This window comes from Pseudoalteromonas sp. S2893 (genome assembly GCF_005887105.1).
GTDB classification, from domain to species: Bacteria; Pseudomonadota; Gammaproteobacteria; order Enterobacterales; family Alteromonadaceae; genus Pseudoalteromonas; species Pseudoalteromonas atlantica.
The window spans coordinates 37,283-62,371 of record NZ_PNCY01000006.1 but is presented as its reverse complement, the minus strand read 5'-3'; the positions used below and the strand labels follow the sequence as shown (position 1 = coordinate 62,371).

19 protein-coding genes are annotated in these 25,089 nt (G+C 41.2%); 6 read left to right on the top strand and 13 right to left on the bottom strand.

Annotation, left to right across the window (positions count from 1 at the left end):
• The first annotated feature begins 93 nt into the window (after positions 1 to 93).
• The gene (locus CWC04_RS02560) at positions 94 to 423 is read left to right on the top strand and encodes an SUI1 family translation initiation factor (RefSeq protein ID WP_138684524.1); all 330 of its coding nucleotides are present in this window, start codon (positions 94 to 96) and stop codon (positions 421 to 423) included.
• A gap of 12 nt (positions 424 to 435) precedes the next feature.
• On the opposite strand, the gene CWC04_RS02555 is transcribed toward CWC04_RS02560, so the two are convergent.
• Positions 436 to 3,450 carry a bifunctional diguanylate cyclase/phosphodiesterase gene (locus CWC04_RS02555; protein WP_024031863.1) on the bottom strand — a complete coding sequence of 1,005 codons (3,015 nt, stop codon included), beginning with the start codon at positions 3,448 to 3,450 and terminating at the stop codon, positions 436 to 438.
• A gap of 358 nt (positions 3,451 to 3,808) precedes the next feature.
• Here CWC04_RS02555 and CWC04_RS02550 point away from each other — a divergent pair, with 358 nt between their 5' ends.
• Positions 3,809 to 4,966, top strand: coding sequence for a chorismate mutase (locus CWC04_RS02550; protein WP_055253024.1), 1,158 nt, complete (start codon positions 3,809 to 3,811; stop codon positions 4,964 to 4,966).
• Positions 4,967 to 5,070: 104 nt separating this feature from the next.
• On the opposite strand, the gene tyrA is transcribed toward CWC04_RS02550, so the two are convergent.
• The 6 genes from tyrA to ffh form a co-directional block, all read right to left on the bottom strand.
• Positions 5,071 to 6,204, bottom strand: coding sequence for a bifunctional chorismate mutase/prephenate dehydrogenase (tyrA, locus tag CWC04_RS02545; RefSeq protein WP_029773468.1), 1,134 nt, complete (start codon positions 6,202 to 6,204; stop codon positions 5,071 to 5,073).
• A 252-nt stretch (positions 6,205 to 6,456) separates the two neighbouring features.
• On the bottom strand, positions 6,457 to 6,816 hold the full coding sequence (gene rplS / locus CWC04_RS02540; protein WP_004587324.1) for a 50S ribosomal protein L19: 360 nt from the start codon (positions 6,814 to 6,816) through the stop codon (positions 6,457 to 6,459).
• Positions 6,817 to 6,849: 33 nt separating this feature from the next.
• Complete coding sequence (trmD, locus tag CWC04_RS02535) at positions 6,850 to 7,617, bottom strand: tRNA (guanosine(37)-N1)-methyltransferase TrmD (protein WP_138684523.1); 768 nt, start codon at positions 7,615 to 7,617, stop codon at positions 6,850 to 6,852.
• The gene (gene rimM, locus CWC04_RS02530; protein WP_004587326.1) at positions 7,617 to 8,153 is read right to left on the bottom strand and encodes a ribosome maturation factor RimM; all 537 of its coding nucleotides are present in this window, start codon (positions 8,151 to 8,153) and stop codon (positions 7,617 to 7,619) included. The genes trmD and rimM overlap by 1 nt, the downstream gene beginning before the upstream one ends.
• Before the next feature lie 17 nt (positions 8,154 to 8,170).
• A complete protein-coding gene (gene rpsP, locus CWC04_RS02525) occupies positions 8,171 to 8,419 on the bottom strand; it encodes a 30S ribosomal protein S16 (protein ID WP_004587327.1) in 249 nt (82 codons plus the stop codon).
• Positions 8,420 to 8,669: 250 nt separating this feature from the next.
• On the bottom strand, positions 8,670 to 10,049 hold the full coding sequence (gene ffh / locus CWC04_RS02520; protein WP_138684522.1) for a signal recognition particle protein: 1,380 nt from the start codon (positions 10,047 to 10,049) through the stop codon (positions 8,670 to 8,672).
• A 253-nt stretch (positions 10,050 to 10,302) separates the two neighbouring features.
• Here ffh and CWC04_RS02515 point away from each other — a divergent pair, with 253 nt between their 5' ends.
• Together CWC04_RS02515 and CWC04_RS02510 are read left to right on the top strand one after the other, a co-directional pair.
• The gene (locus CWC04_RS02515) at positions 10,303 to 11,109 is read left to right on the top strand and encodes a cytochrome C assembly family protein (RefSeq protein ID WP_024031858.1); all 807 of its coding nucleotides are present in this window, start codon (positions 10,303 to 10,305) and stop codon (positions 11,107 to 11,109) included.
• Between the two features lie 61 nt (positions 11,110 to 11,170).
• Entirely contained in the window at positions 11,171 to 12,439 is a 1,269-nt protein-coding gene (locus CWC04_RS02510; RefSeq protein WP_004587330.1) for an HlyC/CorC family transporter, read from the top strand.
• A 61-nt stretch (positions 12,440 to 12,500) separates the two neighbouring features.
• Here the strand turns inward: CWC04_RS02510 and CWC04_RS02505 are convergent, their stop codons facing one another.
• Together CWC04_RS02505 and gshA are read right to left on the bottom strand one after the other, a co-directional pair.
• Positions 12,501 to 13,112 (bottom strand): transglycosylase SLT domain-containing protein, encoded by a 612-nt coding sequence (locus CWC04_RS02505; RefSeq protein ID WP_024031857.1) that lies wholly within the window; start codon positions 13,110 to 13,112, stop codon positions 12,501 to 12,503.
• A gap of 133 nt (positions 13,113 to 13,245) precedes the next feature.
• Entirely contained in the window at positions 13,246 to 14,832 is a 1,587-nt protein-coding gene (gene gshA / locus CWC04_RS02500; protein ID WP_126006354.1) for a glutamate--cysteine ligase, read from the bottom strand.
• Positions 14,833 to 15,448: 616 nt separating this feature from the next.
• Here gshA and CWC04_RS02495 point away from each other — a divergent pair.
• Positions 15,449 to 16,996, top strand: a complete 1,548-nt coding sequence (locus CWC04_RS02495) for a methyl-accepting chemotaxis protein (RefSeq protein ID WP_138684521.1) — start codon at positions 15,449 to 15,451, stop codon at positions 16,994 to 16,996.
• Between the two features lie 46 nt (positions 16,997 to 17,042).
• On the opposite strand, the gene clpB is transcribed toward CWC04_RS02495, so the two are convergent.
• The 3 genes from clpB to rluD form a co-directional block, all read right to left on the bottom strand.
• A complete protein-coding gene (gene clpB, locus CWC04_RS02490) occupies positions 17,043 to 19,619 on the bottom strand; it encodes an ATP-dependent chaperone ClpB (RefSeq protein WP_138684520.1) in 2,577 nt (858 codons plus the stop codon).
• Positions 19,620 to 19,716: 97 nt separating this feature from the next.
• On the bottom strand, positions 19,717 to 20,448 hold the full coding sequence (pgeF, locus tag CWC04_RS02485; protein ID WP_138684519.1) for a peptidoglycan editing factor PgeF: 732 nt from the start codon (positions 20,446 to 20,448) through the stop codon (positions 19,717 to 19,719).
• Positions 20,448 to 21,425, bottom strand: a complete 978-nt coding sequence (rluD, locus tag CWC04_RS02480; protein ID WP_004587336.1) for a 23S rRNA pseudouridine(1911/1915/1917) synthase RluD — start codon at positions 21,423 to 21,425, stop codon at positions 20,448 to 20,450. Before rluD ends, pgeF begins: the two co-directional genes overlap by 1 nt.
• Before the next feature lie 141 nt (positions 21,426 to 21,566).
• Between rluD and CWC04_RS02475 the strand changes: the two genes are divergently transcribed.
• Complete coding sequence (locus CWC04_RS02475) at positions 21,567 to 22,331, top strand: outer membrane protein assembly factor BamD (RefSeq protein ID WP_138684518.1); 765 nt, start codon at positions 21,567 to 21,569, stop codon at positions 22,329 to 22,331.
• A 277-nt stretch (positions 22,332 to 22,608) separates the two neighbouring features.
• Here the strand turns inward: CWC04_RS02475 and CWC04_RS02470 are convergent, their stop codons facing one another.
• Positions 22,609 to 24,831 carry a TonB-dependent receptor gene (locus CWC04_RS02470; protein ID WP_029773462.1) on the bottom strand — a complete coding sequence of 741 codons (2,223 nt, stop codon included), beginning with the start codon at positions 24,829 to 24,831 and terminating at the stop codon, positions 22,609 to 22,611.
• Between the last annotated feature and the right edge of the window lie 258 nt (positions 24,832 to 25,089).

The following is a 25,089-nucleotide window of genomic DNA, read 5'->3' as shown; positions in this document are numbered from 1 at the left end:
AACCTGTTAAAAGTATTTAGCAAAAATAAAAACACTCGCCAGCAAATTTGTTATTATTTAATACATCAATAAAAACGTTTATTTAGGTAAATTATGAGTGATAACCGCTTAGTATATTCAACCGATATGGGCCGAATTAACCAGCCAAAGGTTGAGCAAGAACCCACTGCAAAACTATTTAAAGATGGCTTTATCCGCATAGAGCGCCAAACTAAGGGGCGAAAAGGTAAAGGTGTGATGTTGGTTGTGGGTATAGATCCAAAAGCGCACGATCTAAAAAAGCTAGCTAAAACCATAAAAAGTAAAATGGGCCAAGGTGGCGCGGTAAAAGAAGGCATTATTGAAGTTCAAGGCGATGATCGCGAAAAACTAAAAGGGATTTTAGAAACCCTTAAATTTAAAGTAAAAATTGCGGGTGGCTAAACCCGCAACTTTTTATTTGCTACTAACAATGTTAGGCGTATCGTTTAAGTTTTTGTATAACGCTGGCAGTTCGCTCTCAGCAATCGGTTTGCTGTAATAAAACCCTTGCACAATATAACAATTATTATTTTGCAAAAACTCTACTTGTTCAATCGTTTCAACCCCTTCTGCAACTACGTCTAATTTAAGCTTTTGCGCCATGGCTATAATAGCGGCGGTAATTTCCATGTCATTAGAATCTGCAGGGATATCTTTTACAAACGAGCGGTCAATTTTTAATATGTCGACCGGGAATCGTTTTAAGTAACTTAGCGACGAATAGCCAGTACCAAAATCATCAATCGATATTGAAATACCCAGTGCTTTTAGTTCGTGTAACTGCGTAATGGCAGCTTCAACATTGCCCATTAGCATACTTTCGGTAAGCTCCAAGTGTAACCGCTTAGCACTTACCCCTGTTTGTTTAATAATACTGCTGAGCATGGGCACTAAATTAGCGTCTTTAAACTGACGTGCCGATAAATTAATAGATACGTTGTTATCTCGTCCATCTTGCGCTAAACGCACGGCAAACTCGCACGATTGCTGTAATACCCACTCACCGAGTTCTACAATGAGCCCTGTTGCCTCAGCAATAGGAATAAACTTGGTCGGCGATATCAGCCCTTCTACTGGGTGGAACCAGCGTAGTAGCGCTTCATAGCCTACAACGTGCTGAGTTAATGAATTTATTTGCGGCTGATAATAAACCTCAAACTGTTTTTCTTTAATTGCATGGCGTAATTCGTTTTCAATGAACAGCCTTTCATTGGCAGCCGCGTTAAGCTCTTGGCTATAAAAGTGGTAAGTATTACGCCCTTTTGCTTTTGCCTCATACATTGCTAAATCAGCATGTTTTAAAAGCTGATCTTCTTCTAGGCTATCGTAAGGGGCCATTGTAATACCAATACTAGCGCTGACTATTACTTCGTTATTGCCAAGCTTTATAGGCACATTAAGTGTTTTTTGAATAGTATTTGCGACATCACTGGCATGCTCTTGGCTTTCAATACCACTGAGTAATACAGCAAATTCGTCGCCCCCTAGGCGGGCAATTGTATCTTCGGCGCGTAAGCGTGCTTTAAGGCGGTTAGCAACTTCAATTAGTAACTGATCGCCTGCATCATGGCCTAACGTATCGTTAATGCGCTTAAATTCATCTAAATCAAAGTAAAAAAGTGCAAACGCATAATGGCCGCGCTCAGCCAAAGCCATTGATTTACGCAGCTGCATTCTAAAAAAGGTTCGGTTTGCTAAGCCCGTTAACGTGTCAAAGTACGCAAGCTGCTCCATTTTGCGCTGGCTTTCTTTAACAAACGAAATATCTTGTGCGGAGGCTACATAACTGGTGATCTCACCGCCGTCTTCGCGAATAGGAGAAACACTTAACGATACCCAAATAGGCTGTTTATCATTGCCCTGAATCAAGGTATCACCACGCCAGTAGTTTCTACTGCGAAGGTCGATATTGATATCTTCAACCAAAATGGCCATCTCAGATGCGATAATATTCAACAGCGGCGCGCGGTTAAAATGGCTCTCTGGGTAGCCTGTCATCTCAAGCATTTTGGGATTAACGTATTCTATAACAAAGTTTTCATCGGTGATCACCACACCGGTTCCTGAGAAGGCAACGGCTTTAGAGAGCCTATTAGCGGCTTTCTCGGCAATTTCTTTTTCTGTAATTCGCTGGTTTAACCCATCTATAAGCTTACGAATTTCTACGGTCATATCTCTAAATGAGCCGTTTAGCGTGCCTATTTCGTCTTTGTTCTCTGGCGGGAATTCGGTTAGTAATTGCCCTTTACCAAAGCCAGTAACTGCATGTACTAATGTGTGAATTCTGCGAAGCACTAGCTGATACAGCGCTTGGTGTAACAATAAGGCAACCAAGACCGCATAAAGCACAAACAAGCCAAAAAACTTCAGTTTTAAATCTTGCAGAGCAGAGAGCGTTGATGAGCGTTTTTTATAAACCCCAATGTACCAGTCTAGTTTATCAATTTTACGAATATTAATAATGTGTGCTTCATCGTTTTGTACAAACGAATTAGCATACTCTGGTAATTTCATGGTAATTGCTTCATTTATAATGGCTTGCAATTGCGGATTAACAAATTCGTTTGTTGTTATTGTTTTATCTTTGCTGCCATAACTTGCTTGTAGCGCTGGGTTAAGACTCGGGTGCGCAAGCAGTTGGCCTTTTTTATCAAATACCAGTAAATGTTTTTCTTTATCGCCCACAGGTAAAAATGAAATCAGCGTGTTTAAATCTATATCGCTGCCGGTCACCCCTAAAAATTCATTATCAACATACAAAGGGACAAGCAAACTAATAACCCATTTATGCCATACTTTATCGTAATAAACCTTAGACCAAACAGGTTCTCTGCTGGGGTTTAAATCGCTTTGTACATACTTAAATGTTGCACCATTTGAGCCTCTGAGTTCAGCCGGTGCGTTTAACGCCCAGTTGGGAGGCGAGACACGGATGAAATCGTCTTTGGTGATCATATAAAAATTAAAAAAGTCGTGAATTAAGGTTGGTGAAATGACTTTCCATAACGACTCTGAGTTATTAAATAAACGCTTATAAAAAGGAGAATAATGCTGCTGAGGAAGAAATGCGGCTGAAAGGCCGTCGCTCGATGCACTGCGTATAGTGCCGTCGCTATTAAATTGTAACTGGGTTTTGTTAGATAAATTGATTGCTGAACTATCACTAAATAGCTGCTCTGACACAACATTATTAGCCTGTTTGGCAACGGCTGATTTTGTTTTGATTAGTGCGTCAAATTGCCTGATAAGTAATTCGGTGGAGCTTTTAAGTACTTCATGCTCTTCGAAAACTAATTGTTTTTCTTCAGATTTAAGCATCAGCGCGGCGGCGCAAACACCGGCAATTAAACAAATTGCAGATATAAGCAACGACAGCTTTACACTTAAAGAATTTAGTCCAAAACGCGATGGAGGGCGTCTATACACCACAGGCCAACCTTACTATTTTAGTTGTTGTTATTTTTAGCTAATACCTGAAATATACCAGATCCCTATTCATATTTATAAACTATTTGTAAATTTTATCTAAATGTTAGCTAGGAGCTGATAATTATTCATTATGTCTATTTAAACTGGCTTGCTTGTTGACTTTGCTAGTAACACCTCATACATTAACAGCATGAAAAATATCTTATCTTGCACTTTATTTTCTTTTTTTAGCTTCTTTATATAAAAGAGGCTGAACTGTTTGTGAGATAAAATCAATCGAATAGCAAAGCCTCCCACTTGGGAGGCTTTTTTGTTTTAGTTGCACTAAGCAACTTATTTTTGGAATGAGGAAACCAAAATGACCAACGATGTTTTAAACGCGCTCAGACACGATATTAACGAAATAGACTCTGATCTATTGGTGTTATTAGCTAAGCGCCGCCGTATTAGCCACGGTGTTGTTGAGTATAAAATTGCGAATAACAAACCGATTCGTGATGAAGCGCGCGAACTAGCCTTACTCGAAAAGCTGATTGGTTATGGCAAGTCGCTTGGTCTAGATGCGTATTATGTAAATAACGTTTTTCAAACCATTTTGGAAGACTCTGTGCTGCATCAACAGGCCATGCTGCAAAAAAACTTAAACCCCGATGCATTAAGCGAAACACATCGCGTTACTTACTTAGGCGGGCAAGGCACGTACAGTCAACTAGCATGTCATAAATACTTTAGCCGCCGCCCTGGCAAGTTAGTCGAAATTGGCTGTACCTCGTTTGATGAAATTACGGGCAAAGTAGAAAATGGCCAAGCAGATTTTGGTTTGCTGCCTATAGAAAACACCAGCTCGGGCAGTATTAACGAAGTATTTGATTTATTACAACATGCTCAAGTATCAATTGTAGGTGAAGTTACACACAGTGTAGAGCACTGCTTACTTGCTACCCCAGATACTGAATTAAGCCAATTAACTAAAATTTATGCCCATCCTCAGCCATTTGCTCAATGTAGTCGCTTTTTACAAGGCCTCGGTGATTTACAACATGAAACCTGTGATTCAACCTCAAGTGCTCTACAATCAGCTTTAAATACGCCAAATAGTGCGGCCATTGGCTCAGCGCAGGCAGGTAAAAACGTTGGTCTTGAAGTGATTAAATCAAACCTTGCGAATCAAAGTGAAAACCACAGCCGCTTTATCGTGGTGGCGCGCAAACCTCTGCAGGTATCTAAACAAATACCGACTAAAACCAGCCTTATTATGGCCACTAAACAACAAGCAGGTTCATTGGCTGATGCGCTAATGGTGTTTAAGCAACATCAAATAAACTTAGTTAAACTAGAGTCTCGTCCTGTACCGGGTAATCCGTGGGAAGAAGTGTTTTATGTAGACTTAGAAGCAAACCTTGCCGATAGCCAAGTACAACATGCCTTAGAGGAGCTAAAAGAGCATACTCAATATGTGCGCGTTTTAGGCTGTTATCAAAGTGAGTCTTTACAAGCTGTGAGTGTAAATACCTAACCTAACACGCAAATACTAAAAAGGGCCTAAGTAGGCCCTTTTTTAATCGCTGATTTAAAATGCTTTCAACGTATAGCTTAAGTAACTACACATTTTTAACCCTTTTAATCTAATACCTTGGCGTCATTTGCTTTATTTAGCAGGCTACGGCTTTGCGTTAAAAAGTGCGCGGTCGAGTCTGAAAAATACGCTTTAGCATCAGCAAATGCATCGATGAGTGCGCCTTTATCTCCCGCTTTTAGCTTTTCAAGAGTTTGTGCAAAGGTCTCTTGGTATTGCGCTAGTAAACTCTCAACATTATCAAACTGGGCCAACATTATATCTGAGTATAGCTCAGGAGATTGTGCAAATAGGCGCCCTACCATCATCAACTCTAACTGATAAATAGGAGACGAGCAGCTTCTTAGTTCCTCAAGCGTATGGCTTTGCTTTGCTAAAAACTGCCCATAAACAAAGGTCGTTAAGTGGCGCATTACTTGTATAATTTGCATTGCTTCATCATGCTTTTTAGCATCTAGCTCAACAAGTTGGCAGCCCCATACTTGCAACTGCTGTAGTAAGCCTTTTGCAGCATCATGCGCTCGGCCTTCACACACAACAACAGTTTGTTTAACCCAGTGAGAAATATCAGGGCCAAACATAGGATGTAAACCAACAACGGGCCCAGAGTGCGCCGCCTTTAATGCCTTAATGGGTGATTGCTTAACTGAGGTAATATCAACAAGCAAACAGTCATCATCAAGTTTAGGTAGCTTAGCAACAACGGCCTCAAGTGCATTGATAGGCACACTGATCATCACTAATTTTGCGCCAGCTAAAATGGCTTTAGCATCGTTTTGCTGATCTTTATCTAAAATCTTAACTTCATAACCTGAACGAATAAACTGCTGAGCAAATAACTGGCCCATTGCCCCTTGCCCACCTACAATTACAATAGGTGATAAATCAGGGGCGGCACAGGCAAGTTTAGCTTGTTGGTTTTGATAGGCTTCGCGCATCATGCGCCTTAATATGTCTTCAACAAGTTCAGGGCTGACTCCTTGTTTAATCGCTTCATCACGACGAGCAGCGAGCAAAGCAGCTTCTCTTTCAGGGGCATGCAGGGGGGCGCCATTTTGCTGCTTAATAGCACCAATTTTTTGGGTTATTGCATTTCGCTTTGCAAGTAAAGCAACTAATTGCGCATCGCATTCATCTATGCCATCTCGTAATTGTGATAAATCACTTAATTCAGCCACGTTTCTCATTCCACCTATAAACAACTCATTTCGTAAATATATATTTACATTTAAGTAAACTAATCAATACGTTAAATACTAACAGGATCAAGTATGGGTTAAAAGGTTAATGTAGCAACACGAGTGAAGATTACTTAATACAGAGGGGTGCTTTTGTGAAGAGGTAGTATGTTATTTAATGGCTTAAAAACCAAAACGGGTTGCAACCGTGAGGCTGCAACCCGTTTTCTTTGCGTTGATAAACAGCGCGTATTAGTTAAGTTTTTCTCTAATACGTGCAGATTTACCAGAACGCTCACGTAGGTAGTAAAGCTTAGCACGACGAACCGCACCGCGACGCTTAACTGTTACGCTATCAATAAGAGGGCTGTGCGTTTGGAATACACGCTCAACACCTTCACCGCTCGAAATTTTACGAACTGTGAATGCTGAGTGAAGACCACGATTACGCTTAGCGATTACAACACCTTCAAAGGCCTGTAGACGCTCTTTGTTACCTTCTTTTACACGTACCTGTACAACTACTGTATCACCAGCGCCGAATGCTGGTACGTCTGTTTTAAGCTGCTCTTCTTCAAGCGCTTTAATAATATTTTGGTTTACTTTTGCCATTATGTTTCTCACTTTCCTAGGTGTAACTGTCTTCTAGCCACAAGCTTTTTGGTACTCTTGCTGAAATTGTGCGAGTAATACCGCTTGCTCCTCAGTCAGAGCTAGGTTATGCAACAAGTCAGGACGTCGTAGCCAAGTTCTGCCTAATGACTGCTTAAGCCGCCATTTTGCTATCTCTTGGTGGTTTCCACTGAGTAGTACAGCAGGCACCTGTTTGTCGTCCAATGTTTCTGGCCGTGTATAGTGAGGACAATCTAGCAAGCCATCCGAAAATGAGTCTTGCTCTGCTGACTGGTTATGACCTAACACGCCTGGCACTAATCGCGCTACTGCATCAATTAATGTCATGGCAGGTAATTCACCACCACTCAAAATAAAATCACCAATTGACCATTCTTCGTCAACGTATGACTCTATTATTCTCTCGTCTATACCTTCATAGCGACCGGCAATCAAAATCAGCTTTTCAGAGTTTGCGAGTTCGCTAGCCCCTTGCTGATCTAATTTGCGCCCTTGCGGGGACATATAAATTACTTTTGCGCCATCACCTGCCGCTTTTTTAGCGTCAAGAATGGCTTGTTTTAATGGTTCAACCATCATTAACATACCTGGGCCGCCCCCGTAAGGACGGTCATCTACGGTTCTGTGCTTATCTAAAGCATAGTCACGTGGATTCCAGCAGTTAAAGTCAATTAAGCCATTTTTCACTGCGCGACCAGTGACACCTTGGTGTATAATAGCATCAAACATGTCTGGAAAAAGGCTTATCACCCCTACCCATAATGAACTAGTTTGAGTCATTAAAACCCAGGATCCCAGTCTACGGTAATTTCTCTCGCTTCGTATTTAACTTCTTTAATTACTGAATCAGTTAAAAAAGGAATCAAACGCTCAGCTTGACCAAATGCATCTTTACTGTTTGCCTTAACAACCAGTACGTCATTCGATCCTGTCTCCATCAGGTCATCAACAGTGCCTAAATTGTAACCTTTATCAGTTACAACCGACATGCCAATGAGATCTCGCCAATAAAACTCGCCTTGCGGGAGTTCTGGTAATTGCGCTGAATCAACAGATATTTCTGCATGGGTATAAGCCATTGCTTCGTCTCTGTCGTTTACTTGCGCAATTTTAGCGATAAAGCCTTTGTTGTGGCGACGCCAGTCGACCACTTCTAAGGTCTGCCATTTACCTTGTTGCCCTATCAACCACGGGCTGAAATCGAAGATCCCTTGGGGATCATCAGTAAATGAATGTACCTTAAGCCAGCCCTTTATACCATATGGGGCACCGAGCTTTCCTACGACAATAATTGATGAGGTGTTCTCTTGACTCATGGTTACACTTACGCCTATTAAGCCGCTTTACGAGCGTCTTTAACTAACTTAGCTACACGATCAGAAAGACCTGCGCCCTGACCTACCCAGTGATCAACACGAGGTAAATCTAAACGAAGTTTTTCTTCTTGACCTGAAGCAATTGGGTTAAAGAAACCAATTTTCTCGATGAAGCGACCGTCACGCGAGAAACGGCTATCCGCAACCACAATTTGATAGAAAGGGCGTTTTTTAGCGCCACCACGTTGCAAACGAATAGTTACCATACCGTCCTCTAAATAGATTGACTGTTTTCATTAATAAGATTTACTCCCCAGTATGGGGAGCTGGGGAATTGTACGAGTTTTTAGCAACAATGCAAGTAAGAAGTGAAGCAAAAAGCCACTTTAGTAGGTTAAACTGTGATCTGAGCCACAATTAATAAATTATCATGCACCACGCGCATAATTTATTCAACAAAAAAGGGCCAATTAGCCCTTTTGTTATACATTATATAGCGGCTATTTAAGCGCTATATTAAAATTTAGGGCCACCGCCACCCATCATTCCAGGTGGTAACATGCCTTTCATGCCGCGAATCATTTTTTGCATGCCGCCTTTACCTTTCATTTTTTTCATCATTTTTTGCATTTGCGTAAACTGTTTTAGCAGTTTATTTATCTCTTGTACCTGTGTACCAGAGCCTGCGGCTATACGCTTTTTACGAGAGCCTTTAATAATCTCAGGGCGCGCGCGCTCTTGTTTGGTCATAGAGCTGATGATTGCTTCCATTTGAATGAAGGTTTTGTCACCCACTTGGCCTTTTACCGAATCGGGTAAGTTTTGCATACCAGGCAGCTTATCTAGCATCGACATCATGCCACCCATATTTTTCATTTGCTTTAATTGCTCTGCAAAATCATCAAGGGTAAAGCCGTTGCCTTTAAATACTTTCTCGGCGACTTTAGCTGCTTTTTCCTTATCGACTTTCATTTCGACTTCTTCGATTAATGAAAGTACATCACCCATGCCTAAAATACGCGATGCGATACGATCGGGATGGAAAGGCTCTAGTGCATCTGTACGCTCACCCACACCCATAAATTTAATTGGCTTGCCGGTAATATGACGAATAGATAAAGCAGCACCACCGCGTGCATCACCATCTGTTTTAGTTAAAATAACACCGGTTAGAGGTAGCGCTTCATCAAATGCTTTAGCGGTATTCGCCGCATCTTGACCCGTCATTGCATCAACCACAAATAATGTTTCGATTGGGTTGATTGCTTTATGAAGGTCTTTAATTTCGCCCATCATTTCGTTATCTACGTGCAAACGGCCGGCGGTATCAACTAAAACAACGTCTATAAATTTCTTTTTAGCATGAGAAATAGCAGCGGTGGCGATATCTACTGGCTTTTGCGAAATATCACTTGGGAAAAAATCCACGTCAACTTCGCTGGCAAGTGTTTCAAGCTGTTTAATAGCTGCCGGACGGTATACATCGGCACTAACAACTAGCACTGACTTTTTCTTACGCTCTTTTAAAAACTTAGCAAGCTTACCAACACTGGTTGTTTTACCCGCACCTTGTAAACCAGCCATCATAACAACAGCTGGCGGCTGTGCATTTAGGCTAAGCTCTTCGTTGGCTTCACCCATCGCTTTTTCAAGCTCTTCGCGCACTATTTTTATAAATACTTGGCCAGGGCTTAAGCTTTTAGTTACTTCAACACCTACGGCACGTTCTTTAACTTGCTTTACAAACTCGCGAACAACAGGCAACGCAACGTCAGCTTCTAAAAACGCCATACGTACTTCACGTAGCGTGTCTTTAATGTTGTCTTCTGTTAAACGGCCGCGGCCACTAATATTTTTTAAGGTTTTACCTAATCGTTCTTGGAGGTTCTCAAACATGTAACGGTTCCGATAAGACGTTTATATTGACCCAATAAGCTCACGCTTATTTGCATTTTACTTATTAGATGGGAGCAATAGTATTAAATTTCAATTAAAAACAGTATACCGTAAATGATGGCGCACAATACAGTATTGAAGCACAGCTTATTGAGTTTCTTTTTTTAGGTCTATGCAATTGCTTTGCTATAAAATACAATGTGCTTATAACAACAAGAATTATTTGACTCTAATTATAAGTGGCCCAAGCACAATGCTGATTATTAGTTTAACTATTATTGCCAGTTTATTTTATGTGTTAGCAACGTCTCACGTGTTAACACGCCTGTTTCATCAACAAGGTCCTAGCCAAAAGGTAACGGTTATTTTAAGTACCGTGGCTATACTAGCGCACATGCTGCTGTTGGTTAATTCGGTGTTTCGCTCCGACGGGCAAGATTTAAGTATTGTTAATGTTGCACTGCTGACCTGCTGGGTTATTGTGGTGTCGGTTACTGCGGTGTCGTTAAAGTTCCCTGCTACATTGCTATTACCGGTCGTCTATGGCTTTGCAGCCCTACTCACCATTGCGAGTTTGTTTATACCGCACCATATTTTATTACAAAGCTTTAATATTGAAATAGGCCTTATTACACATATATCGCTATCACTGTTAGCATATTGCGTGTTAATTATTGCCACTTTATACGGCGTGCAGTTTTACTTTATTGATAAACGCTTAAAACGTAAAGATTTAGCAATTGTGCATAGCCATTTGCCACCATTAATGGTGGTAGAACGTCAGCTCTATCAACTATTAAACTTAGGTACGGTGCTACTTACCTTTGCCTTATTAACAGGATTTGTGTTTTTAGATGGGATGTTTGCAAAAGAATTTATCCATAAAACCATTTTATCGCTTGTCGCATGGGTTATTTTTGTCACTGTTGCGCTTGGGCACATGAAAAAGGGCTGGCGTGGTAAACCTGTGGTTATTACCATCATGGTCGCTGCATTTATCCTCACACTTGCTTATTTTGGCAGCCGTTTTATACAAGAAGTGGTGTTAAATAAGTTTTAACTTGACTCTGTTAGCTCACTCTAGCTTAATACGCATTGGTTTATAAAAAAAGGATCCATCGTTGGACGACATATCGACAAGTACCTTGTTTATCATTTTAGGTTTATTGGTGCTTTTTTCTGCTTATTTCTCGGGTTCAGAAACCGGGATCATGTCAATTAATCGTATACGCTTGCGCCACCTTGCAAAAGAGGAACATCGCGCAGCTAAACGAGTCAGTAAATTACTTAGCCGTCCTGATAGACTCATTGGCCTAATATTAATTGGTAACAACCTTGTAAATATCGCTGCTGCCCAGGTAGCCACTATCATTGGTATTCGTTTATACGGTGATTTAGGTATTGGTATTGCAACCGGTGTGTTAACGCTAGTGGTACTAATATTTGCAGAAGTAACCCCAAAAACGCTTGCTGCGTTGTACCCTGAAAAAGTAGCCTTTCCAAGCTCTATTATTCTCAAAGGGTTACTCAAAATACTATTCCCATTCGTGGTTGTTGTGAACTGGATGACCAACGGTATTTTACGTCTATTTGGTATCAGCTCAGCACAAATAGATGAGCACAGCATGAGTAAAGAAGAGCTTAAAACAGTGGTGAATGAGTCAGGCGCATTACTGCCAGCTCGTCACCAAAGCATGCTGACTTCTATTTTAGACTTAGAGCAAGTGACCGTTGAAGATATTATGATCCCTCGTAACGAAATCGTGGCGATTGATATTAACGACGATTGGAAGCTCATTAGCCGCCAATTAACTCATGCTCAGCACACCCGTGTATTACTTTATCGCGACAATATTGATGACGCGGTAGGTTTTATCCATTCGCGTGACGCTCTTCGTCTTTTAACCAAAGAGCAATTTGATAAACCGTCATTATTGCGTGCTGTACGTGAGATTTACTTTATTCCTGAGGGGACGTCCCTAAATACCCAGCTATTAAAGTTCCAACAATCAAAAGAGCGTATTGGTATAGTGGTTGATGAATATGGCGACATACAAGGCCTCGTAACCCTTGAGGATATTCTTGAAGAAGTGGTTGGCGATTTTACTACCACGCAAACACGTACGCCAAGTGAAGAAGTGACCACACAAAGTGATGGCTCTTACCTTGTTGATGGCGGCGCTAACGTGCGCGACTTAAACAAAGAGATGGGCTGGGAGTTTCCTCTTGATGGCCCTAAAACACTCAGCGGTTTAATTGTGGAATACCTAGAAGATATTCCAGATGCTAATTTAAGCCTTAAAATAGCCGGCTACCCTGTTGAGGTGTTAGAGGTAAAAGAGAATATGATCAAACAAGTAAAAATTAAGCCAAATCAACGTAAGTTGTAAGTTTAAATAATGCATTAAAAAAAGGAGCCTTGGCTCCTTTTTTTGCCTTTAAGGTATGTAGTTAGCCAAAAAGCAGTCGCTCAAACCAGCCTTTATCAAGCTCCTCTTCACAACGTTTAAGCTGCGCACCATAACGGCTTGCGCGGTGTTTTACTTTATTAGCAACACTCATTAGCCACTTTTTCTTTTTATAGGTACCGCGTTTATAACCGCCCCACCCTTCGTGATAATTTAAGTATTGGGCGTAAGCATCCCATTTAGAGATACCATTTACTTTATGTGTTTTATAAACAAACCATGCCATAAAGTCGATTGCATCGTCAAAATCATCTCTATCAGCCCCACTGTTACCCGTTTCACGAATATAGTCAGACCAAGTTGGAGTTTTTGCTTGTGAGTACCCGTAAGCATCACTGGCACGCCCAGTTGGAATTATCCATAAAAAATACTCCATGGGTGGTGCGGCATCATGACGAAACGAACTTTCTTGGTACATCATGCTCATAAGAACATGTTTAGGTGAGCCCCATTTTTCTTGTGCATCTTTTGCATCAAAGTACCAATCTGACTTTTCTTCAAAAATTTTACAAAGATCATTAGGTTGCTTTGGCGGCGCAGTGGCACACCCAGCTAAAGAGAGGGCAAAAGATAAAATAATTGCATTTTTTTTCATTTTTATAAGATCTCACTGAACTTTTTAAAAAAGCGTGGGTCTGAGTATATGAATGCAGCAGTATAGCATTGTTTCATCCCTGAAGAATATTTACGCAGCCACCTTGGGCTGCGTTTTTTTTGCTTAAAAAAACTTAAGCAGATGCTTTGGCATTAAAATATTCATCTAAAAAGTCAGTAAAGCTTAGCGTGTCGGCGCGCTCTATTTCTTCTCGCGCTTTATCCGAGAGAACAACTTGTTGCTCTAGCCATTCTTTAGAAAACACATTGTAGTTGGCTTGAGCATGGCTTTGCTTATATTTATTAGCCAATTGAATAGCAAATAAACCGTTATCTATACCCGCACTTTCTAGCTCGCGCACATAACGCCCTGAAAAAGTCAGCGCTGGGTTATCAACCCAAGTAGCCATTTGTGCGATGGTTTCGCTGTAATAGGTCACCCCATACGCCTTATCCATATGCTCAGCGACTTCACTTAGTTGGTCAAAAATTTCTCTCCCCCAACTTTGTAACGTACGCTGTTGGTTGTTGTCGTTAAGCATAACACCTAACTGACGCCCCTGATTAACCACTGTATCTAAATTCTCAGTGCTACGGGCTTGCTCTTTCCACTGCATTTCTGGAGAGTCTTTCAACAAACAATACGTTAAAAACACATCTAAAAAATGAATTTGCTCTATATCAATGCCGGTTTCACTAAACGGGTTTACATCCAGCGCTCTAATTTCAACATACTCAATGCCTGCTCTTAATAATGCATCCGTTGGTTTTTCACCACTTTTAGCATTACGTTTAGGGCGGATCGGCGAATAAAATTCGTTTTCGATTTGCAGAATATTTTTATTAAGCTGCTTAGGTGTTGCTGTGGTGTAGTCATCAATATCGCCGTATAAGTCAGAAGGCGTGTTGATTGCTTTTTTAAGCCCAGCAACGTACTCATCAAGTGAGTTATACATTACGCGTAATGAAGATTGCGCACTGTTGGTGTAACCTAAATCACCCAAGCGTAGCGCGGTTCCTACTTCTAAATAAAGTGTGCCTTTACCTAGCTTTTTAAACGGTAGGTCAGTTTTGCGCCCTTGTAAAAAAGAATTACATAATGCAGGTGAGGCACCAAACAAGTAACTAATTAACCAAAGCTCGCGTTTAAAATTACGAATAAGCGCTAAATAACCATCCGATATAAATGCTTCTAGGCTTTGCTCACTTTGCTTTAAGGTGTGTAAAGATTGCCAAAGTGTTTCTGGAAAAGAAATATTAAAATGAACACCCGCAATCGCTTGCATCATACTACCGTAACGGTTTTTTAATCCTTCACGGTATAGGGTTTTCATACGCGCAGTATTTGAGTTACCAAATTGAGCCAGTACGATGTCGTCTTGATCTTCAATAAAGCATGGCATACTGATGGGCCATAAAAGCTCATCACCCATGTGCTCAAGTGTAAACTTTTGCAGGTCTTTTAATTGCGCTAAGGTTTCTGTCGCTGATTCACTAACAGGGGTAATAAATTCAAGTAATGACTCTGAAAAGTCGGTAGTAATATGTCCGTTTGTTAATGCACTACCTACGCCTTTAGGATGTCCTAAAGTGGAAATGGCGCCATTACCTTTAATACGCAACGACTCTCGCTCAATACCACGTTTGATCCCTTTAATTGCGTGCTGATGCGGTGTTGCTGATAACGCGTTTAGCGCGCTAGATAAATCATGTATAGTCAAAAAATGCTTCCTCGGCCACGTGGCTTAATCTTAGGGTTATGGGGGCTAATTGCCCATACTCAAGATTAAATTGTTAAGAACAATATAATTTTTCAAAATTTTTAGCTATTTACCCTGTTGAGCATGCGCTTGATACAATAAGCATCAACCAGCAAGCTAATCTTGCCACTGCTCACGCTAATATACAATCGCTTTGCTAGGGCGTGTTGGCCTTTGTGAATTGAAATTTGTCCAAACTAAGGGCGATTCAATCGCAGCGCGATATTTGTAACCTAATGGGCTCGATAACTACTCTGCATTATTCTAATAACTTACATCCATGTAAGAATAAGTAAAAACCGAACAAAGCTTTCGCGTCCTGCTCATACCCCTTGCCTAAAAACCAAACACACTGCTGTAAACTCAGCCACCAAAAATCCTCACGCCCCAAACATAAAGACCCTGAATTAATAGATTACACTTCATAAGCTTTAACATTTTAAACGCAGTATTTGATATAGATCATAAAAAGTCGCAATTTTGATGACAATTTTATTTAGCGCAGCGCCTTTACTTCACCTCCTTTTGTTTACCCAATACAATGACAAGTTAATTAAAAAGGATGGTTAAAACTAACATGCGTCATAATCAAAGCTTAATAAATGAAGAGGTTCACTTTAGTGATGCTCAGCAATTGGTATCCACAACCGATTTACGAGGAGTCATTACGTATGCAAATAAGGCATTTTGCGATGTAGCAGGCTTTAGTGCCCAGGAGCTCGTTGGTAAAAATCATAATATTGTGCGTCACCCAGATATGCCCAAAGCAGCATTTAAAGAAATGTGGAGTACGCTAAAAAGCGGCCACTCATGGCGCGCCATAGTAAAAAATCGATGTAAAGATGGGCGCTATTACTGGGTTGATGCATTTGTAACCCCTATCTTTGAAGGTGATCAGTTAGTTGGCTATCAATCTGTACGTACAAAACCAGATAAAAAACATGTTTTAACAGCCCATAAACTATACGAAAAATTAAATAGCGGTAAAGCCGCTTTTAATTTTAAAGAACGCACACACTTGCGCCAAATGCTTACGTTAGCCATTGTATTTAGCTGGCTAATAATGAGTGGGTTTGCCTTTTCAACCATGGCAGCGGTTATCAACGTATTAATTTGCGTGCTTATTTTGGCCTTAAATTATCAAGAGCTTGTGGCAACCCCTGCTAAATTAAACACCTATAAAGAACATTCTGACTCTATCTCGCGCTATGTTTTTTGCGATAACTCATCGCTAAGTGTGAGTGACTTTAAAGAGCAAATGTTACTTGCTAAGCTCAGAACTGTATTGGGGCGCGTAAAAGATGCTACCTATGCCTTTAATAACATTGCTGAAAACCTAGATGATAAATCGGCGCTCACCGAAAAAGGCATTGAGGCGCAAAGCACACAGCTTACACAAATCGCCACTGCTATGGTGCAAATGACCGCCACTATTGGTGAGATTTCGAATAGTACAACAACTACCGCCGACAAAGTTAATTCTACTCAGCACAGCTGCGCGGATATAAAACAACATATTGCTGATAACAAAAAAATGGTATCTGAGCTGGCAACCCACGTAGATCATGCTGCCAATACGGCTAATAACCTCGCGCAGGAAGCAGATAAAATAGGCCAAGTAATGAATGAGATAGAAGGTATTGCTGAGCAAACCAATTTACTAGCGCTTAATGCAGCAATAGAAGCCGCAAGAGCAGCCGAGCATGGCCGTGGTTTTGCCGTAGTTGCTGATGAAGTACGTGCCCTTTCATCTCGTACGCAAAGTGCTACGGGGCAAATTCACAGCTCGATTAAAGATATACAAGATACATTGGTTAATTGGTCAAAGGTAATGCAAAGTACAAAACTACAAGCTGAGGGCTGCGTACAAACAACCGAGCAAACACACCAAGAGCTCGATAGTATATTCAATCAAATTAGTGAAATAGCATTACTTACAAACAGTATATCGACGGCTGCAGAGGAGCAGCAGATGGTGAGCCATGATATTGCTAATAATGTAGATAATATAAAAGAGGTGAGTAACGAAAACTTAGCTTTAAGTTTTGACGTTGCTAAAGATGCCGCAGAATTAGTTGCCGGCTCTCAAAAAGTAAACAACCTACTTTATACATTTAAAGTATAAAGCAAGGCAATAAGCCGCCTGCTTGGCGGCTTATTGTGCGTCTATATTAGCGTTTTGAAAAAATCAGGCCCTGCTCGTTTGCATCTATCACGACAATATCGCCAGGGTTATATTCTCCCCCTAATAGCTGCTGAGCCATTGGGTTTTCAATTGTTTGCTGAATAGCTCGTTTTAATGGCCGAGCACCGTAAACAGGGTCGAACCCGCTAGAGGCAATTTTTTCAAGCGCCGCATCACTGATCTCTAATAAGTAGCCCATTTCTGTTAAACGCTCACGCAATTTAACAAGCTGAATATCGGCAATTTCTTTAATATGCTCATTGGCAAGTGGATGAAATACGACGGTTTCATCAATACGGTTTATAAATTCTGGCCTAAATTCGTTAACGAGCACATTCATAACTTTGCTCTTAAGCGTTGCGTAGTCGTTTGAACCCGCTTGCTCTTGAATAATATCTGAGCCTAAATTTGAGGTCATAATAATAACCGTATTTTTAAAATCAACCGTACGCCCTTGCCCATCAGTAAGGCGGCCATCATCGAGTACTTGCAATAAAATATTAAATACATCGGGGTGCGCTTTTTCTATTTCATCAAGCAAAATTACAGAGTAAGGCTTACGGCGAACGGCTTCGGTTAAATAGCCGCCTTCTTCGTAACCAACATAACCGGGAGGCGCGCCCACTAAACGTGCTACAGCGTGTTTTTCCATAAACTCTGACATGTCGATACGCACCATGGCATCTTCTGTATCAAACATAAAACCTGCAAGCGCTTTAGTAAGCTCTGTTTTACCCACCCCAGTTGGTCCTAAAAATAAAAATGACCCTATTGGTCGATTAGGATCGGCAAGCCCCGCACGAGAGCGTCGTATCGCATTCGCGACCGCAACAACTGCTTCGTCCTGCCCTATCACTTTACTGTGAAGTTGCTCTTCCATTTTTAACAGTTTTTCTCGCTCACCTTGCAGCATTCGCGATACTGGGATCCCGGTCCAACGAGAAAGTATTTCTGCAATTTCGTCTTCGCCTACTTGGTTTTTTAGTAAGCTCATTTCTTGCATTTCAGCTTGCGAGGCTAAATCAAGTTTTCGCTCAAGCTCTGGAATTCTTCCGTATTGCAGCTCCGACATACGCTGTAAATCGCTTGCTCGGCGGGCAACCTCTAAATCAAGTCGCGCTTGTTCAAGCTCAGCTTTAATTACTTGCGTACCTTGTAACGAGGCTTTTTCCGCATTCCATACTTCATCAAGCTCTCGGTATTGCGCTTCTAAGTCGGTGATGAGCTGCTGCATTTCGCTTCGCCGCTTTTGGCTTGCATCGTCTTTTTCTTTAGCTAAAGCGTTATCTTCAAGTTTTAATTGAATAATACGGCGCTCAAGCTTATCTAAAGACTCAGGCTTTGAATCTATTTGCAAACGAATTGACGAGCCAGCCTCGTCAATTAAATCAATAGCTTTATCTGGTAATTGTCGGTCACTAATATAACGGTGCGATAAATGCGCAGCGGCGACAATTGCCGGGTCAGTAATATCCACAGAGTGATGTAACTCGTAGCGCTCTTTTAAGCCACGTAAAATGGCAATGGTGTCTTCAACTGAGGGCTCTTCAACCAATACTTTTTGAAAACGACGCTCAAGTGCGGCATCTTTTTCTATGTATTGGCGGTACTCATCAAGCGTAGTGGCGCCCACACAGTGTAGCTCCCCTCTAGCAAGCGCTGGCTTTAACATATTGCCAGCATCCATAGCGCCGTCGGTTTTACCTGCGCCCACCATAGTGTGAATTTCATCAATAAATAAAATCACTTGGCCTTCTTCTTTAGCCAGCTCGTTGAGCACCGATTTTAAACGCTCTTCAAATTCACCACGGTATTTAGCACCCGCCACCAGCGCGCCTAAATCTAGCGATAAAACACGCTTACTTTTTAGGCCCTCTGGCACTTCGCCATTTATAATGCGCTGCGCTAACCCCTCTGCAATGGCCGTTTTACCTACCCCTGGCTCACCAATAAGCACGGGGTTATTTTTAGTACGGCGCTGCAAAACTTGGATCGTGCGCCGAATTTCGTCATCTCGCCCAATAACGGGGTCGAGCTTACCTTGCTCTGCGCGCTCGGTTAAATCAATGGTGTATTTTTCAAGTGCTTGTCGGGTTTCTTCGGCGTTAGGGTCATCGACCTTTTGGCCACCGCGAATTGCTTTTATAGCACTTTCTATTTTAGTTGCAGTGATATTAAGCGCTCTAAAAATATCACCTAAAGGGCCTTTGTCGTCACAGGCAGCTAATACAAATAATTCGCTCGAAATATACTTATCTTTACGCTTTTGCGCGTACTTATCACATAAGTTAATAAGCGAAGCCATATTATTAGAAAGCTGTACGTCGCCCCCTACTCCTTCGACTTTAAACAGCTTTTCTATTTCTTGAGAAAGCTTGGTGTTGAGCTCATCTGCACTCACGCCGGCTTGTGCAAGCAAGGCGCGCACACTAGAGCCATTTTGCTGTAAAAGCGCATACATTAAATGTACGGGTTCAATAAATTGATGATCGCGCCCTAGCGCTAGCGACTGAGCATCTGAAAGCGCAGATTGAAATTTACTTGTGAATCTATCTAAACGCATGAGGGTTTACCTATTTAATAAACTAATTGCTTAATAAATGGGTATGTTAATAGAATTGTTCAAGGTGTTAAGAAGAATATTGTGGGGAAATAGTGTTTTATTTGCGCCAGATCAAACTTGCCATACGTCCGGTTTTACCTTCTCGCCGATAAGAGAAAAACAATGATGGCTGAGAAACAGTACAATAATCGCCTCCGCTAATATTAATAACGCCTAATTGCTCAAGCTCAATGCGAGCGATTAGGTAAATATCGCACAAGTATTTATTATTGCTTTGTAATTTAAACGCCTGTTTAAACAACGGGGATTTTGCAATAAATCGCGTAGCAACCTCAGCGCCAACTTCAAATTGCTCAGCACCAATAGCAGGCCCAAGCCACGCATATACTTGCTTACTAGGCGTGCTAAAACAGGCAAGCGTATTTTTTATGATCCCTTTTTCAAGGCCGCGCCAACCACCATGCACTGCTGCAACTTCATGGCCATCATGACTTGCAAACAGAATAGGCAGGCAATCTGCACTCATAATAGCAAGAGGCTGATTTTTAACTTGGGTATACAACGCATCAGCACTGTGTAATGTTTGAAAATTAAAATCTGCATCAACACAGAGCACATCGCCACTATGCACTTGATTAAGCCACAGTGGCGGGTTTGGCAGGGATTGCTCAACCAAAGCACGGTTTTTTAGCACGTGCTCTGAATAATCATCAACATGTAGACCTAAATTTAAGCTATTAAAAGGCGGCTTTGACACGCCGCCTTCTCGGGTGGTACTGAGCGTACCTACCGAGGTTAAATTAGGCCAAGGGGCTGACAAAAAAGCCATTAATACTCTATGTTAGGGTTAGCTTTCGTATCTTCTCTAAGCACCTGAGTCATTGCCACCATGTCATCTGGAATAGGCGCTTGCCAAGTCATCATTTCGCCCGTGATAGGGTGCGCAATACTCAATTTTACTGCGTGTAAGGCTTGGCGATTAAATGTACGTAACATTTCAAACAGCTCTGGCGTAGCACCTTTAGGTGGACGAGGACGCCCGCCGTAGGCTCTATCGCCAATTAACGGGTGGTTTATATACGCCATATGAACACGAATTTGGTGTGTACGTCCGGTTTCTAGGCGAAGGCGTAAACGTGTATGAGCACGGAATTTTTCAGCAACACGGTAATGTGTAATAGCAGGCTTACCCATTTCGTGAACTGCCATGTGTGTACGCTGCGTTGGGTGACGGCCAATCGGCTTTTCAACCATGCCACCTGCGGTCATAGTACCATTACATAAAGCTTCGTATTCACGCGTAAAGTTTTCGCGTTTTTGCAGTGCTTTAACTAAATGTGTTTGCGCCTGAATAGTTTTAGCCACCACCATTAAGCCTGTGGTGTCTTTATCTAGACGGTGCACAATACCTGCACGCGGTACGTTAATAATATCCGGAAAATGATGCAGCAATGCATTTAGCACTGTGCCATCTGGGTTACCTGCACCTGGGTGAACGACTAGGCCCATAGGTTTGTTGATAACCAAAATATCATCATCTTCATAAACAATGTTTAATTTGATATCTTGTGCTTCGTATTCGCGTGGTGCTTCAATGCTGGTTTCAACATTTACAACTTCACCACCGAGTAGTTTTTCTCGTGGTGTGTTATAGATTTCACCGTCAACGGTGATTTTATCATCCAATATCCATGTTTTTATACGTGAACGTGAATAATCAGGGAACAATTGCGCTAATACTTGGTCTAGACGTTTACCACCTAACTCGGTAGGAACCTCGGCTTGAAGTGAAATTTGTTCTGACATTAGTAACTTTACCCAATTTACCAGTGCAAGCTGTGCCTGACTGGGTTAGAATCGCTTTTAATAAAAGCATAATATAATACGCATAGTTTACTCGGTTTTACCGCCGTGGCCTAGCCGAAGACATCGAAGGTAACAAATAAAATGATAAATAAAATAGGGAAACGTGCATTCGCCATTGTTTTTTCAGCTTCTGTACTTACTTTAGGGGCCTGTTCTTCTGCGCCTGACCAAGAAGATATCCAACGCGTTCCTAACAAATCTGCACACGCTTTGTATGAAGATGCAAAACAGACGCTCGACTCAGGTTTATACGCCCGAGCAATTGAGCTGTTAACCGCTATTGATTCACGCTACCCATTTGGCCCTTTCTCAAAGCAAGTACAAATGGATTTAGTGTATGCCCATTACCAATCAGGTAATACAGAGCAAGCATTAGCGACCATTGACCGCTTTATTCGTTTAAACCCAAACCACAAAGATTTAGATTACATGTACTACATGCGTGGCTTGGTTAACATTAAAGCAGATAAAAATGCCTTCCAAGAGTATTTTGGCATAGACAGAGCTGACCGCGATGCAAACCGAACACGTGTTGCATTTACCGATTTATCGACGCTTGTAAAACGCTTTCCAAAGAGTGATTACGCACCAGAGGCTAAACGTCGTTTAGTGTGGCTTTTAAACCGCATGGCGCGTTACGAGCTAAAAGTGGCTAATTACTACTACGAACGTGAAGCTTACCTAGCGGCCGCTAATCGTGGTAAGTACGTTGTTGAGCATTACTCGCAAAGCAGCTATTTAGAGCCTGCACTTGAGATGATGGAAAAAAGCTACGAAAAGCTTGGCCTGACAGATTTAAGTGAGCACGCAAGACTAACGCGTGAATACAATAAATCTAACAAATAAGAATGGCAGAGGTTTTTATTTAAACCTATGTTGATTGTTTAAAAGCCCTCTCTGAGGGCTTTTTTATTGCCTAAAAATAAGGCTAGTTGATGCCTGTGGCGCTTTTTAATACTTAGCGATTAGCCTTCGCACCACACTAAATATATCAATAGCAATTGCACTACACGATTGTATAGCGCTTGTTACAAAAAGATTCGCTGTTGATCTAAGTTTTTCTTTTTACAGGCGAAAAAAAGGTAAGCCTAAGCTTACCTTTTAATTAACTCATTGCGGGTGATTAAAGCTCAAAGTCTTTTTTGAATTTTAAACCAAACTCGCTACGGTCATTACTGCGCATTACACCAACAAAACCTGACTGCTGTAAACGACCTACATCGTAAACCTCATTTAATACGTTTTCACCGTATAAGGTTACTTCCATATCGCCATAAGGGTTAGTGTAAGAAATATTAAAACCAACTAATTCACGCGAATCAATAGTCTCGCTTTCATTGTAAACCGACTGGCCTTGCATTTCGCTTCTGAAAGAGTAGTTAGCGTTAAATGCGACGGTTGCACCGCTGTCTAAATCCATAAAGTAAGAAGGGGCAATCATTACAGTCCAACGTGGTGTTAATGCCGGTGAATCACCTTTACCAATACCTTGTACGCCTGCATCTACTTCTGTAATTTCAGAATCTAAGTAACCTACAGAGCTGCGAATTGTGAAATCGTCTGTAATGGCAACGGTAGTTTCAAGCTCAATACCTTGCGCTTTAGATTCACCTGCATTTTCAACAATCGTTACAAAACCACCGCCTGCAGTAGGGTCAGAAAATGGTAAAGCAAGGTCGGTGTAATCAGTTACAAATACAGCCAACATCATAGATACATTTTCATGTACTTGGCCTTTTAAGCCCATTTCGTAGTTAATTGCTTTAGTTTCATCAAACGATACAAACTGATCGGGGCCACCAAATGGACGTGGAGGGAAACCGCCTGTTTGGTAACCTTTTTGAATTTGACCATAAACATTCATGTTATTGCTGATTTGATATGATGCGTTTACATCCCATGTTACAGCGTCAAACTCTGCACTTACGTATTTACGTTCAGCAAATGTTGGGAAAATCGCATCGGCATCTTTCTCATCTTTTGAGTAACGAAGGCCACCACCAATACTTAAATCATCTGTTAAATCGTAACTTGTATTAAAATATACAGCGTATGAGTTTGTTTCTTGGTTAATTTCAAAATCGCCATAGCCACCAAATGAAGGTGTAACACCATCGTTTAATAAGCCATTAGGTGTATTGAATGGGCTAAAGACAAATGGACCTGAACGTGTAAAGCCATCTTCATTAAAGAAGTAAAGGCCTGATACAAAGTCCATATTGTCGTAAGTCGCATTTAGTTGAATTTCAAACGAGTATTGGTCTGCACCACCCTCTTCTGGGAACTCAGATAAATTAAGAGGTGACGCATCATCATCAAGTCCACCTTCGTATTCAGAAGTACGGTAACTTGAAATAAATTTAGCCGTGTACGTATCATCAATTGCCCAATCAGCAGTAAATGACGTACCCCACCCTGAGTAAGACGTAGATTCAATACCAGCAACGGTAGTGCCTAAATCATCAGGGTCAGATGGGATCATATCCTGTGTTAATAAAGGAAAGTCACCATTAAATACATCATTTGCATCAAGCGGCTCAGTTAACTCAATAGTGTAAGGCGATTGACCCGACTCGTTATCAACACCGTCAAGTGAAAAAGTAAACGCTAAATCGCTATTGGCTTGCCATTTAAGGGCTACGCGACCGCTAAACTCTTCTTCTTCACCAATTTCTTTTTCTGGGTTAGCTAAATTGACAGCTTCACCCACACCATCGCGCGTTTTGTATGATGCACTTGCAGACATACTTACTTCATCTGTTAGCGAGTTATTAAAGTATACATCGCCAGCAATACGTCCACGGCTACCAATTTTAGCTGTAGTTGAAACAATCCCTTCATCACCTGGTTGCTTAGTAATTACATTTACTGCGCCACCTAAGGTATTACGACCATATAATGTACCTTGTGGTCCACGTAGAACTTCAACACGCTCTACATTTGGTAACGATAAGTTTGACCCCATTTGACGGCCTAAGTAAACACCATCTAAATAAACACCTACACCCGGATCGGTTGTAATTATGTGATCTTGTAGACCAATACCACGAATAAACACAGAGGCATGCGCCGCATTACCTACACCGTAGCGAGTGATATTTAAGTTTGGAACGTATTTACCAATATCTTCTAGGTTACTCATATTGGCTTTATCAATTAGGTTAGCACCAATTGATGTGATAGCGGTTGGAGATTCAAACAAGCTCTCTGTACGTTTACGAGCTGTAACTTCGATTTTTTCAAACGCGTCTTGTTTTGCTGTTGTTTTAGCTTCTTCAGCATTTACTGAGGTAGTTAGTGCAGCGACAATTGCGAGGCTTAACTGTGAGAGTTTGCGTAGTTTCAAAATATTCTCCAAAGGATACCGTATAATTTAGTTATGCGAACTTATTGGCTTGGGCAATAAGTTTTGGGCATAAAAAAAGACGCCTAATAGCATCTTTCCTCTGGAAGGGCATTATATTACATATTTGTGAAGAAATGTATAAAAATTTTCATTTAATAAACATACAGGTACAAATTAATTATAACTTTTGATTATTGTTGGATAACCTACACAAAAAAATGGGCCTTTTGCTAAAAAGTAATCACGTTATACACACTC

What these genes read in the sequence shown, in the direction of transcription:
- CWC04_RS02560 (WP_138684524.1), top strand. Translation starts at nt 94, where the DNA reads ATGAGTGATAACCGCTTAGTATATTCAACCGATATGGGCCGAATTAAC.
- CWC04_RS02550 (WP_055253024.1), top strand. Translation starts at nt 3,809, where the DNA reads ATGACCAACGATGTTTTAAACGCGCTCAGACACGATATTAACGAAATA.
- rplS (WP_004587324.1), bottom strand. Translation starts at nt 6,816, where the DNA reads ATGGCAAAAGTAAACCAAAATATTATTAAAGCGCTTGAAGAAGAGCAG.
- trmD (WP_138684523.1), bottom strand. Translation starts at nt 7,617, where the DNA reads ATGACTCAAACTAGTTCATTATGGGTAGGGGTGATAAGCCTTTTTCCA.
- rimM (WP_004587326.1), bottom strand. Translation starts at nt 8,153, where the DNA reads ATGAGTCAAGAGAACACCTCATCAATTATTGTCGTAGGAAAGCTCGGT.
- rpsP (WP_004587327.1), bottom strand. Translation starts at nt 8,419, where the DNA reads ATGGTAACTATTCGTTTGCAACGTGGTGGCGCTAAAAAACGCCCTTTC.
- ffh (WP_138684522.1), bottom strand. Translation starts at nt 10,049, where the DNA reads ATGTTTGAGAACCTCCAAGAACGATTAGGTAAAACCTTAAAAAATATT.
- CWC04_RS02515 (WP_024031858.1), top strand. Translation starts at nt 10,303, where the DNA reads ATGCTGATTATTAGTTTAACTATTATTGCCAGTTTATTTTATGTGTTA.
- CWC04_RS02505 (WP_024031857.1), bottom strand. Translation starts at nt 13,112, where the DNA reads ATGAAAAAAAATGCAATTATTTTATCTTTTGCCCTCTCTTTAGCTGGG.
- CWC04_RS02495 (WP_138684521.1), top strand. Translation starts at nt 15,449, where the DNA reads ATGCGTCATAATCAAAGCTTAATAAATGAAGAGGTTCACTTTAGTGAT.
- clpB (WP_138684520.1), bottom strand. Translation starts at nt 19,619, where the DNA reads ATGCGTTTAGATAGATTCACAAGTAAATTTCAATCTGCGCTTTCAGAT.
- pgeF (WP_138684519.1), bottom strand. Translation starts at nt 20,448, where the DNA reads ATGGCTTTTTTGTCAGCCCCTTGGCCTAATTTAACCTCGGTAGGTACG.
- rluD (WP_004587336.1), bottom strand. Translation starts at nt 21,425, where the DNA reads ATGTCAGAACAAATTTCACTTCAAGCCGAGGTTCCTACCGAGTTAGGT.
- CWC04_RS02475 (WP_138684518.1), top strand. Translation starts at nt 21,567, where the DNA reads ATGATAAATAAAATAGGGAAACGTGCATTCGCCATTGTTTTTTCAGCT.